Source organism: Neisseriaceae bacterium (assembly GCA_016864895.1).
Taxonomy (GTDB): domain Bacteria; phylum Pseudomonadota; class Gammaproteobacteria; order Burkholderiales; family Neisseriaceae; genus QFNR01.
Genome location: CP046107.1, coordinates 1,544,505 through 1,559,961 on the forward strand (window position 1 = coordinate 1,544,505; position 15,457 = coordinate 1,559,961).

Annotated in this window: 11 protein-coding genes and 3 tRNA genes; 8 read left to right on the plus strand and 6 right to left on the minus strand. The window is 32.9% G+C overall.

Features of this window, described 5'->3' with window-relative positions; all coding sequences use genetic code 11:
• Positions 1–5: 5 nt before the first annotated feature.
• Positions 6–911: an NAD kinase gene (locus GKC53_06590; protein ID QRN41752.1), complete on the plus strand. Its 906-nt coding sequence runs from the start codon at positions 6–8 to the stop codon at positions 909–911.
• A gap of 6 nt (positions 912–917) precedes the next feature.
• Positions 918–2,579 carry a DNA repair protein RecN gene (gene recN / locus GKC53_06595; GenBank protein QRN41753.1) on the plus strand — a complete coding sequence of 554 codons (1,662 nt, stop codon included), beginning with the start codon at positions 918–920 and terminating at the stop codon, positions 2,577–2,579.
• A 5-nt stretch (positions 2,580–2,584) separates the two neighbouring features.
• On the opposite strand, the gene GKC53_06600 is transcribed toward recN, so the two are convergent.
• From GKC53_06600 to nrdA, 3 genes are read right to left on the minus strand one after another with little or no spacing between them, the layout of a single operon-like run.
• Entirely contained in the window at positions 2,585–2,929 is a 345-nt protein-coding gene (locus tag GKC53_06600; GenBank protein ID QRN41754.1) for a 2Fe-2S ferredoxin-like protein, read from the minus strand.
• Between the two features lie 6 nt (positions 2,930–2,935).
• Positions 2,936–4,066, minus strand: a complete 1,131-nt coding sequence (gene nrdB / locus GKC53_06605; protein QRN41755.1) for a ribonucleotide-diphosphate reductase subunit beta — start codon at positions 4,064–4,066, stop codon at positions 2,936–2,938.
• Between the two features lie 17 nt (positions 4,067–4,083).
• The gene (gene nrdA / locus GKC53_06610) at positions 4,084–6,363 is read right to left on the minus strand and encodes a ribonucleoside-diphosphate reductase subunit alpha (protein QRN41756.1); all 2,280 of its coding nucleotides are present in this window, start codon (positions 6,361–6,363) and stop codon (positions 4,084–4,086) included.
• A gap of 710 nt (positions 6,364–7,073) precedes the next feature.
• Here nrdA and GKC53_06615 point away from each other — a divergent pair.
• On the plus strand, positions 7,074–8,414 hold the full coding sequence (locus GKC53_06615) for an AAA family ATPase (GenBank protein ID QRN41757.1): 1,341 nt from the start codon (positions 7,074–7,076) through the stop codon (positions 8,412–8,414).
• Here the strand turns inward: GKC53_06615 and GKC53_06620 are convergent.
• The 3 genes from GKC53_06620 to GKC53_06630 all read right to left on the minus strand — a co-directional run bounded on the left by GKC53_06620 (position 8,402) and on the right by GKC53_06630 (position 8,883).
• Positions 8,402–8,494, minus strand: a tRNA-Ser gene (locus tag GKC53_06620). The genes GKC53_06615 and GKC53_06620 overlap by 13 nt on opposite strands.
• A gap of 219 nt (positions 8,495–8,713) precedes the next feature.
• Positions 8,714–8,789: transfer RNA gene (locus GKC53_06625), tRNA-Phe, on the minus strand.
• 17 nt (positions 8,790–8,806) lie between these two features.
• Positions 8,807–8,883, minus strand: a tRNA-Met gene (locus GKC53_06630).
• A gap of 572 nt (positions 8,884–9,455) precedes the next feature.
• Between GKC53_06630 and GKC53_06635 the strand changes: the two genes are divergently transcribed.
• The 5 genes from GKC53_06635 (at position 9,456) to GKC53_06655 (ending at position 15,427) form a co-directional block, all read left to right on the plus strand.
• Complete coding sequence (locus tag GKC53_06635; GenBank protein ID QRN41758.1) at positions 9,456–10,193, plus strand: transglycosylase SLT domain-containing protein; 738 nt, start codon at positions 9,456–9,458, stop codon at positions 10,191–10,193.
• 145 nt (positions 10,194–10,338) lie between these two features.
• On the plus strand, positions 10,339–11,358 hold the full coding sequence (locus GKC53_06640; protein QRN41759.1) for a hypothetical protein: 1,020 nt from the start codon (positions 10,339–10,341) through the stop codon (positions 11,356–11,358).
• A gap of 14 nt (positions 11,359–11,372) precedes the next feature.
• Entirely contained in the window at positions 11,373–11,915 is a 543-nt protein-coding gene (gene tssB / locus GKC53_06645; protein QRN41760.1) for a type VI secretion system contractile sheath small subunit, read from the plus strand.
• 27 nt (positions 11,916–11,942) lie between these two features.
• Positions 11,943–13,463: a type VI secretion system contractile sheath large subunit gene (gene tssC, locus GKC53_06650; protein ID QRN41761.1), complete on the plus strand. Its 1,521-nt coding sequence runs from the start codon at positions 11,943–11,945 to the stop codon at positions 13,461–13,463.
• Between the two features lie 1,229 nt (positions 13,464–14,692).
• Positions 14,693–15,427: a redoxin family protein gene (locus GKC53_06655; GenBank protein QRN41762.1), complete on the plus strand. Its 735-nt coding sequence runs from the start codon at positions 14,693–14,695 to the stop codon at positions 15,425–15,427.
• Positions 15,428–15,457: the final 30 nt, after the last annotated feature.

The following is a 15,457-nucleotide window of genomic DNA, read 5'->3' on the forward strand; positions in this document are numbered from 1 at the left end:
TTGTTATGTCAAAAGAGAATTTTAATGATATTGGTATCGTTCTTAGAAAAGATACGCCTTCTATACATGAAAATACAATTCATATTATTGAATTTTTAATAGCAGAAGAAAAAAATGTTACTCTAGATGAGGTTAGCTTTACAGAAATAGAAAAAGAACTTTTTGAAAATAAAATAGATGATAAAGTTTTGACTGTTCCATTGTCTACACTTGGTCAATATTGTGATGTTGTTATTGTTATCGGTGGTGATGGGACTTTGTTAACAGTTGCTAGAAATATAGTAGATTATAATGTTCCTGTGATTGGAGTTAACAGGGGTAGATTAGGTTTTTTAACACAAGTCACCTGGAAAAATGAGTCAATTCAAACTATTAAAGATATCTTATCTGGTCAATATATTGAAGAAAGAAGAATTATGTTGGAAGGAAAGATTATTCGTAATAGCACTATATTACATGAAGCATTGGTTCTGAATGAGGTAACCATCAGTAGAGGGGGGCGAGGTAATTTAATCAAATTTGAAGTTTTTATTAATGGGGAATTTGTGTACACACAGTATTCTGATGGATTGATCATTGCCACGCCTACTGGATCAACTGCGTATTCTTTAGCAGCAGGGGGGTCTATCCTTTATGCTACTTTACCTGCTTTAAATTTGGTACCTATTTGTCCACAATCAATGACTAATCGGCCAGTAGTTATAGATGCAAATTCTCATATTGAAGTTTTGATCATTGATAGTGTTGATTCAAGGGCTCATTTTGATGGGCAGACTTTATTTGAGCTACATAATAGGGATATTATACACGTTGAAAAACATGAGAATTTTATTACTTTACTACAGCCAGGGTATTATCGATATTTTGATACTTTGAGAATGAAACTTCGTTGGGGGCAACAACTTGTTTAATTATTTATGCTACAGTCGTTAACATTAAAAAATTTTGCTATTGTGGAGTTCTTGGATATTGATTTTCAAGGAGGTTTTTCTGTGTTAACAGGGGAGACGGGTGCTGGTAAATCAATATTGCTTGATGCCTTGGAATTATTATTAGGTAGCAAAGCTGACTATTCTAAAATTAGGCTTGGCCATGATGAAGCGATATTATCAGCAGTATTCCGTATTCCGAAGCTTTTGATATTAAAAAAATGGTTAGAGGAAAATGATTTATTGAATGATAATGAGGAAGAGGTTATTCTAAAAAGGGTTATTAGCCGCTCTGGTAAAAGCAAGAATTATGTTAACGCTCAACCAGTTCCCTTAGCTCAATTAAAAGAGCTTGGCTTATATTTAGTTGATATACATGGTCAAAATGCTCATCATTTTCTTATTTCAGAAACAAATCAAAGGGCGTTGTTGGATGAATATGCACATCATAACAAACTGTTAGATTCTGTTAGGTTAGCATTCAATGCTTGGAAAAAAACTCAATTGAAACTATTTGAGGCTCAAGGAGAGAAAGACCAATATCAAACAGAGTTAGAAATCTTAGAGTGGAAAAATAAAGAGTTATCTGAGTTGAATCCTCAAGTGGGAGAATGGGATTCTTTATCTACTATATATGATGAAATGAGTCATCGTAATGAAATGATACAAATTGCAGAAAAAATAGATAATTTTATCGATAAAGATGAGGGGTTACAGGATGTGGTAGCACGTTCTTTAATAGATTTAGATAAATTTAGTCATGTGGATAATAGATTTAAGGAAAGTGTACAAATATTACAATCTGTAGAAACTGAGTTAACAGAAATTTCTTCCAATTTACGTTCTATTTATTCTCAATCGGAGGTAGATCAAGAAGAATTTCAACAAATTGAATCTAGACTTTCACTATTAAACAGTATAGCTAAGAAATATGGAGTATCGGTTAACGATTTACCCAATGTCTGGCAAGATATTCAGAATAAGTTACAAGACATGCGAGAAAATCAGAATATCGAACTTTTGAGTATTCATGTAGAACAACTGAAAAATGAATATGAACTTAAAGCAGCTCAGTTAACCCACTCTAGAGAAAGAGCAGCAGAGAAATTAAGTCAAGAAGTTACAAATGTGATGCAAACTTTATCTATGGGTAATTCTCAATTTAGGGTACAGATAAAACCTATTGAGCCCAGTAACTATGGTAATGAGCAAGTTATTTTTAATGTGATGGCTAACTTAGGAGGGGAATTAAAGCCCATCAATAAAGTAGCATCTGGGGGAGAGTTATCTAGGATTAGTTTGGCTTTACAAGTTATTATTAGTCAGTATAATGATGTACCAACCTTAATATTTGATGAGGTGGATGTAGGTATCGGAGGTAAAGTTGCAGATGTTGTAGGTAGATATTTAAAAGATTTATCAAAAAAACATCAGATTTTAACCATTACACATCTTCCTCAAGTAGCTGTTTATGGACAGCAACATTATGTAGTGAGTAAAACAACACAAAATGAAGAGACTACCAGTACAATAAAGTTATTGGCTCAAAATGAAAGGATACAAGAAATAGCGCGTATGTTGGGGGGAGAAAAAATCACAGAACTGACTTTGCAGCATGCAGAAGAAGCCTTAGCACTTGTACCTAGGTAATTTATCTATTTATTAGTATTTAAAACCTCTAGATTTAATGATTCGTCAAATAAATCATCAAAATCAAAAAAGTCTTTTTGATAACTAGATCCTATACTGCTTGGATGACTAAGGTCAAGATATAAATCTCCTTTTACTGTACAACAACATGGTAGAATTTCATCAGGGTATAAAAAAGCTAAAGGTGGTGAATCATAATCGACCTTACCTTTTTTTAAGGTTAGGCGACACGAACCACAATAACCACTTCGACATTGATATTCAATGATGTAGCCATTTTTTTCTAAAGCATCTAATAGTGATTCACCTTCTTTAATTTCTATTGTGCCCGATTTTGTTGTAATCAACATAGAGAATTATAACTCAAAATCTTCAAAATCTTCAGTATCTACTTCGGAATCTATTTGCCCTACTAGGTAAGAGCTCAATTCAACTTCTTGAGGAGCTACTTGTACGTTATCAGAAACCAGCCAAGTATTGATCCAAGGAATTGGATTTTGGGTTGTATTCGGAAAAGCAGCTTCCAAGCCAACATTTTTCATTCGATTGTTAGTGATATATTCAATATATTGGCAAAGTATCTCTTGATTCAGTCCAATCATTGATCCTTGTTTAAATAAATAATTAGCCCATTGTTTTTCTTGTTCTGCTGCATTTTTAAACAATTCAAAGCATTCATGTTGACAATCTTGTGCAATTTCAACCATCTTAGGGTCATCTTGTCCAGATTTTAGGATATTGATCATATGTTGAGTACCAGTTAGATGAAGTGCTTCATCTCGTGCAATTAGACGGATAATTTTTGCATTGCCTTCCATTAATTTTCGTTCTGCAAAAGCAAATGAGCAAGCAAAACTTACATAGAATCGAATAGCTTCCAGTATATTGACACACATTAAGCAGATATATAATTTCTTTTTTAAGTCATATAATTTTAAGGTGACTTTTTTACCAGCTAAGTCGTGGGTACCCTCACCATAACGAGAATACAAGTTATTGTAATGAATCAAGTCATCATAGTATAAAGAGATATCTTTAGCTCTTTTAACAATCTCTTCATTTTCAACAATATCATCAAACACTACCGACGGATTAGTGACGATATTCCTAATGATATGAGTATAAGAGCGTGAATGAATGGTTTCTGAAAAGGACCAAGTCTCTATCCAGGTCTCTAATTCAGGTAGAGATACAATAGGAAGTAAAGCGACGTTGGGACTTCTGCCTTGGATGGAATCTAATAATGTTTGGTATTTTAAATTGCTCAAGAATATGTGTTTTTCACTATCAGATAGATTATTAAAATCAATGCGGTCTTGAGAAATATCTACTTCTTCCGGTCTCCAGAAAAACGATAATTGTTTTTCTATTAGTTGCTCAAAAATAGGGTATTTTTGTTGGTCATATCTAGCGACATTAACTGATTGACCAAAAAACATAGGTTCTTTAAACTGATCATTATGAACGCGACTAAAAGTTGTATACATACTATTCCCATTAAAAATTAAATCTTACAAGCGCCACCAATACAGTCATCATCTTGTAAGTCCTCTTGACTATTGTTAGCACCGTCTCTAGTATTTTGATAGTACAATGTTTTTATACCAAATTTATAAGCATCCAAGAGATCTCTTAGAAGTTGCTTCATTGGCACTTTGCTGTCTGGAAATTTACTGGGGTCATAATTAGTATTAGCTGAAATTGCTTGATCTACAAATTTCTGCATAATACCGACAAGTTTCAAATAGCCTGAATTACCAGGCATATCCCATAATAATTCATATTGATCTTTTAGTTTATGGTACTCAGGAACAACCTGTTTTAAAATACCATCTTTTGATTGTTTGACTGCTACTAATCCTCTTGGAGGCTCAATACCATTGGTCGCATTCGATACTTGACTAGATGTTTCTGAAGGCATTAGCGAAGAAAGTGTGGAATTTCTAAGTCCGTACTTTAGGATATCTTGACGTAACGCTTCCCAATCTAGTTTTAGAGGCTCATTACAATAACTGTCAACGGATTTCTTGTACGTATCAATACCTAATATTCCTTGAGCATAAGTTGTTTCATTAAAGCCAGGACACTGGCCAAATTCTTGGGCAAGTTTAACTGATGCTTTTAAAAGATAGTATTGTAATGCTTCAAAAGTTTGGTGTGTTAGTGCATTTGCTGAACCATCTGAATACTTTAGATTATTCTTAGCTAAATAATAAGCATAATTAATCACGCCAATACCTAATGAGCGTCTTTTCAAGGTTGAGTTTTTGGCTGCAACAATAGGGTAGCTTTGGTAATCTAGTAAGGCATCTAAAGCTCTTACGGCTAATTCACAAATATCTTCTAAAGCATCTAGTGAATTGATAGTGCCTAGATTAATGGCCGATAAGGTACATAAGCTAATTTCTCCATCGGGATCACTAATATTATTGAGTGGCTTAGTTGGTAATGTAATTTCAAGACATAAGTTGGATTGTCTAATAGGTGCTACATCAGGGTTGAAAGCACTATGTGTATTGCAATGGTCGACATTCTGGATATAGATTCTACCGGTACTAGCTCGTTCTTGCATGAGTAAGGAAAACAATTCTACTGCGTTAATAGTTTTTTTACGAATAGAATCATCCGCTTCATATTTTTCATACAGTTCTTGGAATTTAGACTGGTTAGCAAAGAAAGCTTCGTACAGTCCAGGAACATCATTGGGAGAAAAGAGTGTGATATTTTTATTTTTGATTAAGCGTTGATATAACGTAAGGTTGATTTGTACACCATAATCAAGATGACGGATTCTATTTTCTTCAACACCACGATTATTTTTTAGAACAAGTAAAGATTCAATTTCTAGATGCCACAAAGGATAGTAAAGTGTTGCAGCTCCTCCGCGTACACCCCCTTGAGAACATGATTTAACGGCGGCTTGAAACATTTTGAAGAAAGGAATACAACCTGTGTGTATTGCTTCTCCACCTCTAATTGCACTACCTAGCGCCCTAATTCTACCTGCATTAATACCAATACCAGCTCTTTGAGAAACATATTTAACAATTGCTGAAGTCGTTGCATTAATTGAATCTAAACTGTCATCACACTCGATAAGAACACACGAACTAAACTGTCTGGAGGGGGTACGTACACCCGCCATAATTGGTGTTGGTAAGGAAATTTTGAAAGTAGAAGTTGCATCGTAAAATCTTCTAATATACTCTAGACGAGTTTCCTTTGGGTATTTTGCAAATAGACACATTGCTATTAGCATATATAAGAATTGTGGGCTTTCATACACTTCTTTAGTGACTCTGTTTTGGACTAAGTATTTACCCTCTAATTGTTTCACACCAGTATAGGAAAAATTTAAATCTCTATTATGCTCGATGTACGCATCTAATTTATCAAATTCTTTTTCAGTATAATCTTCTAACAAATGAGTGTCATACTTTTTTAATTTTATTAAACGAGATACATGATCGTATAAACGAGGGGGTTCAAATTTTCCAAATGCTATTTTTCTCAAATGAAAAATAGCCAAACGAGCAGACAGATATTGGTAATCAGGAGTATCGGTAGAAATCAAATCAGCAGCAGCTTTGATAATAGTCTCATGGATATCTTTGGTACGGATTCCATTATAGAACTGAATTTGTGATTTTAACTCCACTTGAGAGACTGAAACATTATCTAAACCTTCAGCTGCCCAAGTAATTACGCGATGAATTTTGTCCAAATTCAATTGTTCTAGGCGACCATCGCGTTTAGTAACTTTTAAACTAGTAAAATCAGACATTATATGAAAGTTCTCATTATATATATTTTACGTGCCATTATACTTGAAAACGAGTGGTGTGTGATCAATTGTTGCTTGGATAATTTTCTTAAGTTGAAGTGATTTTTTTAGATGATATTTGTATGATATTTGTATGATATTTGTATGATATTTGTATGATATTTGTATGATATTTGTATGATATTTGTATGATATTTTGTATGATATTTTGTATGATATTTGTATGATATTTTGTATGATATTTGTATGATATTTTGTATGATATTTGTATGATATTTTGTATGATATTTGTATGATATTTGTATGATATTTGTATGATATTTGTATGATATTTGTATGATATTTGTATGATATTTGTATGATATTTGTATGATATTTGTATGATATTTTGTATGATATTTTGTATGATATTTATTTAATTTCTTGAAATTACCAATGATTTATGTTTTGATTAGAATGGGGTAGCCATTTTTTATTGTTGTTTTACAGTAGTACTATTTTAGTACTATTTTGTATTTCAATTCTGAATCTTCTCAGTAATAATTTGTTATGTAATTGGTATCAACAAACAATTTTATATGTCAACAAACAATTTTATATGCGTGGTATTGGAGATCTGATAATGCATTTTTAGATTCGAGAAGTCAATTTGTAGCATATCAGTTCACAGTTTATTATTATTATTATTATTTTATAATAGTGAATATTTTATGGATAGTTTATTTCCTAATAGGGACATAGTTACCCCTTTAGCTGAAAAATTGAGACCAAAAACTCTAGATGAGGTAATAGGTCAGCAACATTTAATAGGGAAAAATTCCCCTATTCGTTTAATGTATGAGAATAACTCATTACAGTCTATCATTTTATGGGGACCTCCCGGAGTAGGAAAAACAACTATTGCTAGAATTCTTGCACAGAGGAATGATGCTAAATTAATGATAGTTTCTGCTGTATTATCGGGAGTTAAAGAAATACGGGAAGCAATACAAACGGCTAAAGATAATTTATTGGAATTTAAAAAAACAATTGTATTTGTAGATGAGATTCATCGTTTTAACAAAGCACAACAAGATGCTTTTTTGCCTCATGTCGAATCTGGTCTAATGACCTTAATTGGCGCCACAACACAAAACCCCTCTTTTGAAATAAATTCTGCTTTAATGAGTCGTTTAACTGTTTACGTACTAAAATCTTTAAGTGAAGAAGAGCAAAAGCAATTGATTAATAAGATTATGTTGCTACCAGAATACAGTAATTTGATACTGAGTAGTGAATCTTCAGAAATTATTATCGGATTCTCAGATGGAGATGCACGGAAATTAATTAATACCATGGAGCAGTTGTTGGGTATTGCGGTCAATAGGAAAATAAGAATATTAGATAAGGCTTTTTGTATTGAGATTTTAGGTGATAAGATACGCCGGTTTGATAAAGAAGGAGATCTGTTTTATGACCAAATATCTGCCTTGCATAAATCAGTCAGGGGGTCTCACCCTAATGCAGCACTTTATTGGTTTTGCCGTATGTTGGATGGAGGTGTAGATCCTAAATACTTAGCAAGAAGAATTATCCGTATGGCATGGGAGGATATTGGTTTAGCCGATCCTAGAGCATTGGAAATTGCGAATAATGCAGCTATAACTTATGATCGATTAGGTAGCCCAGAAGGTGAATTAGCCTTAGCAGAAGCAGTGATTTTTTTGGCCAGTGCAGCTAAAAGTAATGCAGCTTATAAGGCTTATAAGGAGGCCATGATATTTGTTAAAAAAACTAACAGTGAACCAGTTCCTTTACATTTAAGAAATACACCTACTCAATTAATGCAGGAGATGAATTGTGGGAAAGTTTATCGTTATGCACATGATGAGCCAAATGCATATGCAGTGGGTGAAACATATATGCCTGATGGTATGCAGGAGATAGATTGGTATCAGCCAGTAGAAAGAGGTTTAGAAATTAAAATAAAAGAAAAACTGGAAAGCCTCAAAGAATTAGATAGGTTAGCAAAAATTGAAGCTGTATTAAGTAAAGCAAATGGCGGAGAATGAGGGATTCGAACCCTCGATAGAGGTTTTGCCCCTATGCACCCTTAGCAGGGGTGTGCCTTCAGCCTCTCGGCCAATTCTCCGCACAACGAGACTGCTCACTATAGATAAGCTGCTTTTATTTGTCAAGAATAAATTATCTTTATTTTATAGTATTTAATAAATTTTGTAAAAAAATCATATTGTTGTCGCTTAAATTATTTAATGTTATTGGCGTTAGGTTTTAAGGTTTAATGTATAACTAAGTATCAAAAAATTAATTAGGCTTCAAACGAAACAAAATTTATTCAGAGTATGATAAATGGTGGCCAGAGGCAGAATCGAACTGCCGACACACGGATTTTCAGTCCGTTGCTCTACCGACTGAGCTATCTGGCCTTATTGGATATTGAATATGGTTGCGGGGGCAGGATTTGAACCTACGACCTTCGGGTTATGAGCCCGACGAGCTACCATGCTGCTCCACCCCGCGTCTGTTAGATTAGCTTTTAAAAGACTCACATTTTAGTTGCATATGAGTTAATAGTCAAGAAAATATAATTAAGATGATATAAAAAAATCTATCATGAATTGAGGCTTCACGTTATTAACATTATTAAAGAGATATTCCAATCAATACTTTGGAAGATGAATAGTAGTTTAAAATTTATCAATTTATTATTTTTTAAATCTTACTTAATTTAGCAAATACGATCCTTTAGCATTGACCTTGAATTTGACAGAACATTGTATCCAAATGTTGCATTTGTGAGTACATTTTTTAAAAAAATTACTGAGGATTAGAAAAAATCATAAATGATGTCAAGGTATTAATAGCAAGGATTTATGTTGATTTTTTAATTAAAAAAAGGCTTGAATAATTCTGTGTTTAAATTGGGTTAACTTAATGAATTGTAGATATTTTATTTATTTTTTTTAAAAAAACAGATAAATATATATTTTATGTTTGACTATTTAATAAATTTAGTAGCAAAATGAATATGCTGGTTTTTCTTCTATATGTACATCAATGTAGGGGGCAGACATAAAAAGGGGTCATGAGAGATGCAGAAAAAGATTAGTTTAATTTTTTTTATTGCTGTATTTTCTAACGCATTATCTAAAAACGTTAATGACATAGTCGAGCATTACGCAAGGCAAGAAAACATAGATCCATTACTGGTCAGGTCTATTATATACCATGAAAGCAGGGGTAATATAAGGGCTCTTTCTCATGTTGGTGCTATGGGTCTGATGCAAGTGATGCCGGCTACTGCTAAATTCGTCGGCGTTGATCCTGGTAAACTTTATGTCGTAGATCAAAATATTAAAGCAGGTGTTCTCTATTTAAGTTTTTTGAAAAGAAGCTTTAATGGTGATTTGAAAAAAATGGTAGCAGCTTATAATGCTGGGCATGGTGCTGTACAAAAATATGGTGGAATTCCACCATACAAGGAGACGGTTGATTATACAAAAAATGTATTAAATACCTACAGTAGGTATAGAGGCGGTCATATAAACCCTTTATTGGTCAGTGGGATTGGTGGTACTACCAATAAAGTACCGATACAGCAGAGTAAAGAGCAGTTTTTGTTGGTAGTTCAAAATGATGACAGAAATCCTAACCGTAAAGGTAAGGCTTACTCTTCAGTTTCTTCTACAGCATATGTAAGAGTGGACGATAAAAATAATAAAAGACATAAAACAGTGGTTAAACCTAAGAATGATGGAATTGAGCTTTCTCAGAGTAATTCTAATTCTCATAAGCGTGGTAGCGTTGTACAGATAATTTCAGAGGATTAATTTTAGTGTAGATTAATACTAACTATATAAAACTGAATAAAGAAGAGGAGAATTAGAGCTTAGTACAGAGCCGTAGTGTTTGTTTGGATGAAACTTAAGTTTATTGGTTGGTTTATTTGTTTAATTTTTTGTTGGGTTGGGCTTTATGATAGGTGGAAATTTAATAGAAGGTAATATCGAATTAAGTTCCCTTTATTCTAAGATAGAGTATGAACTTTTTAGATTAGAAGATGATCAGGATCCACTTAATCTTGAACATGAATATAATATTGATTGGTTTAGTCTGGATCAAGACATAGATCGGTTGTTGTCTCAGGTACAGGATGTACAGATTTTGGTATGGAAGCTCAGAGCTGGTCTCCACATAGAGGGGTTTTCATCCTTATATAGATGTTTAAGTGCTATTCAAAGTTTTATTTCGTCATTTAAAGCTAAAGAATCTTTAACAGAAGAAGAAAAGTATTCACTTAGTACTTTTTCGAGTGCTCTGAGTTATTTATCAAAAGGTTCTTTTTTTACAGATATAAAAAAGTCGAAAATTTACCCGGACGGAAATATTTTGGTGAGAACTATTTTTGAATTTAGCATCAAAAATAATGATGGCAACTTTACATCTAACGATTTTGTTTCTTTAGTTAAGAGGGCAGATGATTATTTTCAATCAGTAGGGTTACCTAGTTTAAAAACCCAGCTACAAGAAAATATTGATTACATTGATAACATTTCTGAGTATGTTAATCAGCATTCTTCTGGTTATATTTTAGATTGTCATAATCTAAAAGAAAATTTAAGTAAATTATCTTTTAAAGTTAATCCGATCTATGAGGTGATGTTAAATAATAGTGAAACTCAAGTAGATCAAGAAATAAATTTAAGCAATCCGGTAATTGATAAGGGACGAGATTATTTGAGTGTTCAGGCAGTTAGTAGTAGAAAAGAAGTGATATTAATCTTGGATAACTTGCTAAATTATTTTAGAGTTCATGAGCCTAGTCATCCGGCACCTATCTTAATAAGAAGAGTGAAAAAGATGATAGGTATGAATTTTGAAGAAATAATTCAGGAACTGTTACCAGATTCTCAGGCGTTATTACAGATGTATGTAGGTAGAAGTAGTATTGATCATGATGATGAAAACATTAAGAATATTGATAATGTTAATTGATTGGAGATGAAAAAATGAGTAGTAGTCAGAATTCCCAGAAGTTCATAGGAAAGAATAATGCACCTAGAGTACAGATTGAGTATGATGTTGAGATTTATGGTTCTCCCAAGAAAGTAAATTTACCTTTTGTTACAGGCGTCATTTCAGATCTGTCAGGTAAATCTTTGAAAGATTTACCTCCAATTCATGAAAGAAAATTTTTAAATTTTGATCAGGATAATTTCGATGCACGTATGCGAGCTATTCAACCTAGGGTAAAATTTTACGTTGATAATACTCTAGCAGATGATGGGCAAGAGATGCTCGATATTGATCTAGTTTTTGAAAGTATGAAGGATTTTTCACCAGGATCTATCGCAGAGAGAATTCCAGCATTAGCACAATTATTGGAAGCACGAAAAAGTTTGAAAGAGTTAATTAGTTACATGGATGGTAAAGTTGCTGCTGAGAAAGTAGTCCGGAAGATGATCGAAGATCCAGACTTTTTGGGGAAATTAGCGGATGATCCTCAAGCAGTTATTAAGAATATAGAGGAAGAGTTAAGGGCTTCTGAATAGTTTTTTATATATGAAAGGGGGGATATTGTGGCAAGAAATCAAGCCAAAAGTCGTTTAAAGCAAACCACAAAGATCTTAGAAAACCAAGAATTAACTGATGAGAACATTTTGACTGATTTTTTAAATAAGTCATTTGGTCTCAAGACGAGAGAAGCTGAAGCTTCTGTTAGTAAAGCAATCAAAACATTATCTAAATATGTTGAAAAAGGTAATGTGAGGGTTACTCGAGATGCACTTTTTTCTATAGAGAACATTATAGCCGAGATTGATGCTACTATTTCTAAACAAATGAATCTCATTTTGCATCATCCAGAATTTCAAAGCCTTGAGTCTGCTTGGAGAGGATTGAGTTATCTAGTTGAGAATACTGTTATTGATGAAACACTTAAAATTAAGGTATTAAATATCAAGCAAAATGAACTAACAAGAGTCTTGAGGGATTATAGGGGCACTGCTTGGGATCAAAGTCCTATATTCAAGTTAGTGTATGAGCAAGAGTACGGTCAATTTGGTGGTGAACCCTTTGGGTGTTTGATTGGTGATTACTATTTTGATCACAGTCCTAAAAATGTTTCTTTATTGACTGAAATTTCTAAAGTAGCTGCAGCTTCTCACTGTCCTTTTATTGCAGCGGCTTCACCAGAATTGATGCAAATGGGAAGTTGGAGTGAATTAGGTAACCCTAGAGATATCGGTAAGATATTTAATAATCCTGAGTATGACGCTTGGAGAAGATTAAGATCGAGCAATGATTCTAGATATGTAGTATTGACATTGCCTAGATTTTTATCGAGGTTGCCATATGGCTCCAAAACACTACCTTTAGAGGAGTTTGCGTTTGAAGAAGAAGTAAGACCGGATCATCCTGAAGATTTTTCTTGGATTAATGCTGCATATGCTATGGGTGCTAATATTAATAGGGCTTTTAGAGAGTATGGTTGGTGCTCAAGAATTAGAGGTGTTGAGTCTGGTGGTGCTGTTGAGCAGTTACCAGCTTATACATTTCCTTCTGATGAAGGGGGATATGAGGTTAGTTGTCCTACTGAGATTGCAATTTCAGATAGAAGAGAACAAGAAATATCAGACGTTGGTCTATTACCTTTGGTATTTAGAAAACATACTGATTTTGCTGCATTTATTGGTGCTCAGACTTTACATAGTCCACAAGTGTATGAGGATCCAGATGCAACAGCCAATGCTAGATTATCTGCCAGACTACCATATATTTTTGCAACTTGTAGATTTGCACATTATTTGAAATGTATTGTCAGAGATAAGGTTGGCGCGTTTAGTACAAAAGAGGACATGCAAATTTGGTTGAATAATTGGTTGATGTATTATGTGGATGGGGATCCTACTATTTCTACAGAATACACTAAAGCCATCAGACCTTTAGCCGCTGCTGAAGTGGTTGTTGAAGATATTGAAGATGATCCGGGGTATTATAGAGCACAATTCTTCTTAAAACCACATTATCAATTGGAAGGTATGAATATTTCTTTAAGACTGGTAAGTAAACTACCTTCTAATAAAGAGGTAAATAAATAATTGAGAATTAGTAATTTTAATATTGTTATGTGTCTTTTGTATTTGTAGTTAGTGGATGTTTTTTTTTGTGGCTGTAATTATATGGAGTACTTTTTTAAAAAATTGATTTGATATTTTTAATTGATTTTGTTTGTTACTAAAAACATACGCAGGTATTACACTATGATCTGTGTATGTTTTTTTATATGAAATATTGAAGAGACAGCTTTGTTGATCATTTTTTGGTTATATTTGATTAAGATTTAGCTTATTTATAGATAAATGATTGTTTTTAATGACTAAAAATAGTGTAAACATAATGAAAATCGATAGTGCCTGGTCAATTGTGATTTGTAGTTAATGACATATTTTATAAAATAATTTCTTTAAGGTTGTTATCAGCACTATTGGTATGTCAACATCAGAAGTAAGAAAAGGCAAGATTGTATAATGAAATTGGGTCTATTAGGTAATTGACTGAATTATTTAGGCTTGATTTATAAGTTAGAAAATAGATTAGGGTATATTAATTTCTCATTGAGATAATAATGTGACTGATTCGTTTTCTTGTCACTAGTATTTAACTTATATATTTGTAACTACAACAATATTATGAAAATAATTAGAGACAATTATCTGGAATAGCTGCCCTATTATATTAATCTATTACTGTTTTGGTAATAAATGTTATCGAGTTTTGCCATTGGCTTATTAAGGATAAGTAGGTTTAATATGCCTGTTTTAAAAGTGGGTTAAATGAAAACAATTTATGCTTGGGGTGGGGGGTTCTTTTAGCTATATTCCTAATAGTGTTATAATGAGAAAATACAGCATGGGGTTGTTCATTTTTTTTATAATCTTTCTTTATTAAAATTACTTGGTTTCTAACTTTCGAAACAAAGCACTATTAATGCTTTTTGATTGGTGTAGGTGTTTCTTAGCAATCTGGATACAAATAGTTTAATTTAAGTGTTATCAGTCGCGTTTATCTTATATTTTATTTTATGTGGGTATTTATTGTTTGCTACCTTATTTCTTGGTTAGTTAAGTCATTATGAATTTAAGGCGATAATTAAAAAATTAAAGAAAAGAATACTGGTTTGTTAGGGAAATTTCAGTTATATTAGTTAATAAATATTAAGATAGTGATTATCAATATCAAGATAGTAATTATTTAAGATGCGATAGCTAATTTACAACCTAGCAATAAAGGTTACAATGGTTACGTTAACAAATGATAAGGAGAAAAAATGTTTAAGAACATCGAAGGTCAAAGAATTCCTAATGTTACATTCCATACTAGACAAAATGACAAGTGGGTAGATGTAACAACAGACGAAGTTTTTAAAGGGAAAAAAGTAGTATTTTTTGCTTTACCTGGCGCATTTACCCCAACTTGTTCTTCAAGCCATTTACCTCGCTACAATGAACTGTACCATGCTTTCAAAGAAAATGGTATTGATGATGTGGTGTGTTTGGCTGTGAATGATACTTTTGTGATGAATGAATGGCAACAACAAGAAAAGGCATCTGATATCATTTTCTTACCTGATGGTAACGTGGAATTCACTAAAGGTATGGGCATGGATACCTTAAAGGATGATTTAGGATTTGGGGTTCGTTCCTGGCGCTATTCTATGTTAGTTAATGATGGTGTAATTGAAAAAATGTTTATAGAACCTGAAAAACCAGGTGATCCATTTGAAGTTTCTGATGCGGATACAATGTTGAAATATATCGCACCGGACTATAAAGTCAGACCATCAATTACAATATTCACAAAACCAGGTTGTCCGTATTGTGTACATGCTAAGAAGATATTGAATCAACATGACTGTTCTTATGAGGAGATTGTATTAGGTAAAGATGCAACAACAGTATCTATACAAGCTATTACAGGTAAAAAGTCAGCACCTCAAGTGTTTATTGGTGGTGAATATATTGGTGGTTCTGTGGAGCTGGAAAAATATTTTGATCGTAATTAATTGAAGTATGCCCATAATAGTATGTAGCAG

Coding starts and splice junctions, on each gene's coding strand:
- tssB (QRN41760.1), top strand. CDS start 11,373: ATGAGTAGTAGTCAGAATTCCCAGAAGTTCATAGGAAAGAATAATGCA.
- GKC53_06640 (QRN41759.1), top strand. CDS start 10,339: ATGATAGGTGGAAATTTAATAGAAGGTAATATCGAATTAAGTTCCCTT.
- GKC53_06635 (QRN41758.1), top strand. CDS start 9,456: ATGCAGAAAAAGATTAGTTTAATTTTTTTTATTGCTGTATTTTCTAAC.
- GKC53_06615 (QRN41757.1), top strand. CDS start 7,074: ATGGATAGTTTATTTCCTAATAGGGACATAGTTACCCCTTTAGCTGAA.
- nrdA (QRN41756.1), bottom strand. CDS start 6,363: ATGTCTGATTTTACTAGTTTAAAAGTTACTAAACGCGATGGTCGCCTA.
- GKC53_06590 (QRN41752.1), top strand. CDS start 6: ATGTCAAAAGAGAATTTTAATGATATTGGTATCGTTCTTAGAAAAGAT.
- recN (QRN41753.1), top strand. CDS start 918: ATGCTACAGTCGTTAACATTAAAAAATTTTGCTATTGTGGAGTTCTTG.
- GKC53_06600 (QRN41754.1), bottom strand. CDS start 2,929: ATGTTGATTACAACAAAATCGGGCACAATAGAAATTAAAGAAGGTGAA.
- GKC53_06655 (QRN41762.1), top strand. CDS start 14,693: ATGTTTAAGAACATCGAAGGTCAAAGAATTCCTAATGTTACATTCCAT.
- nrdB (QRN41755.1), bottom strand. CDS start 4,066: ATGTATACAACTTTTAGTCGCGTTCATAATGATCAGTTTAAAGAACCT.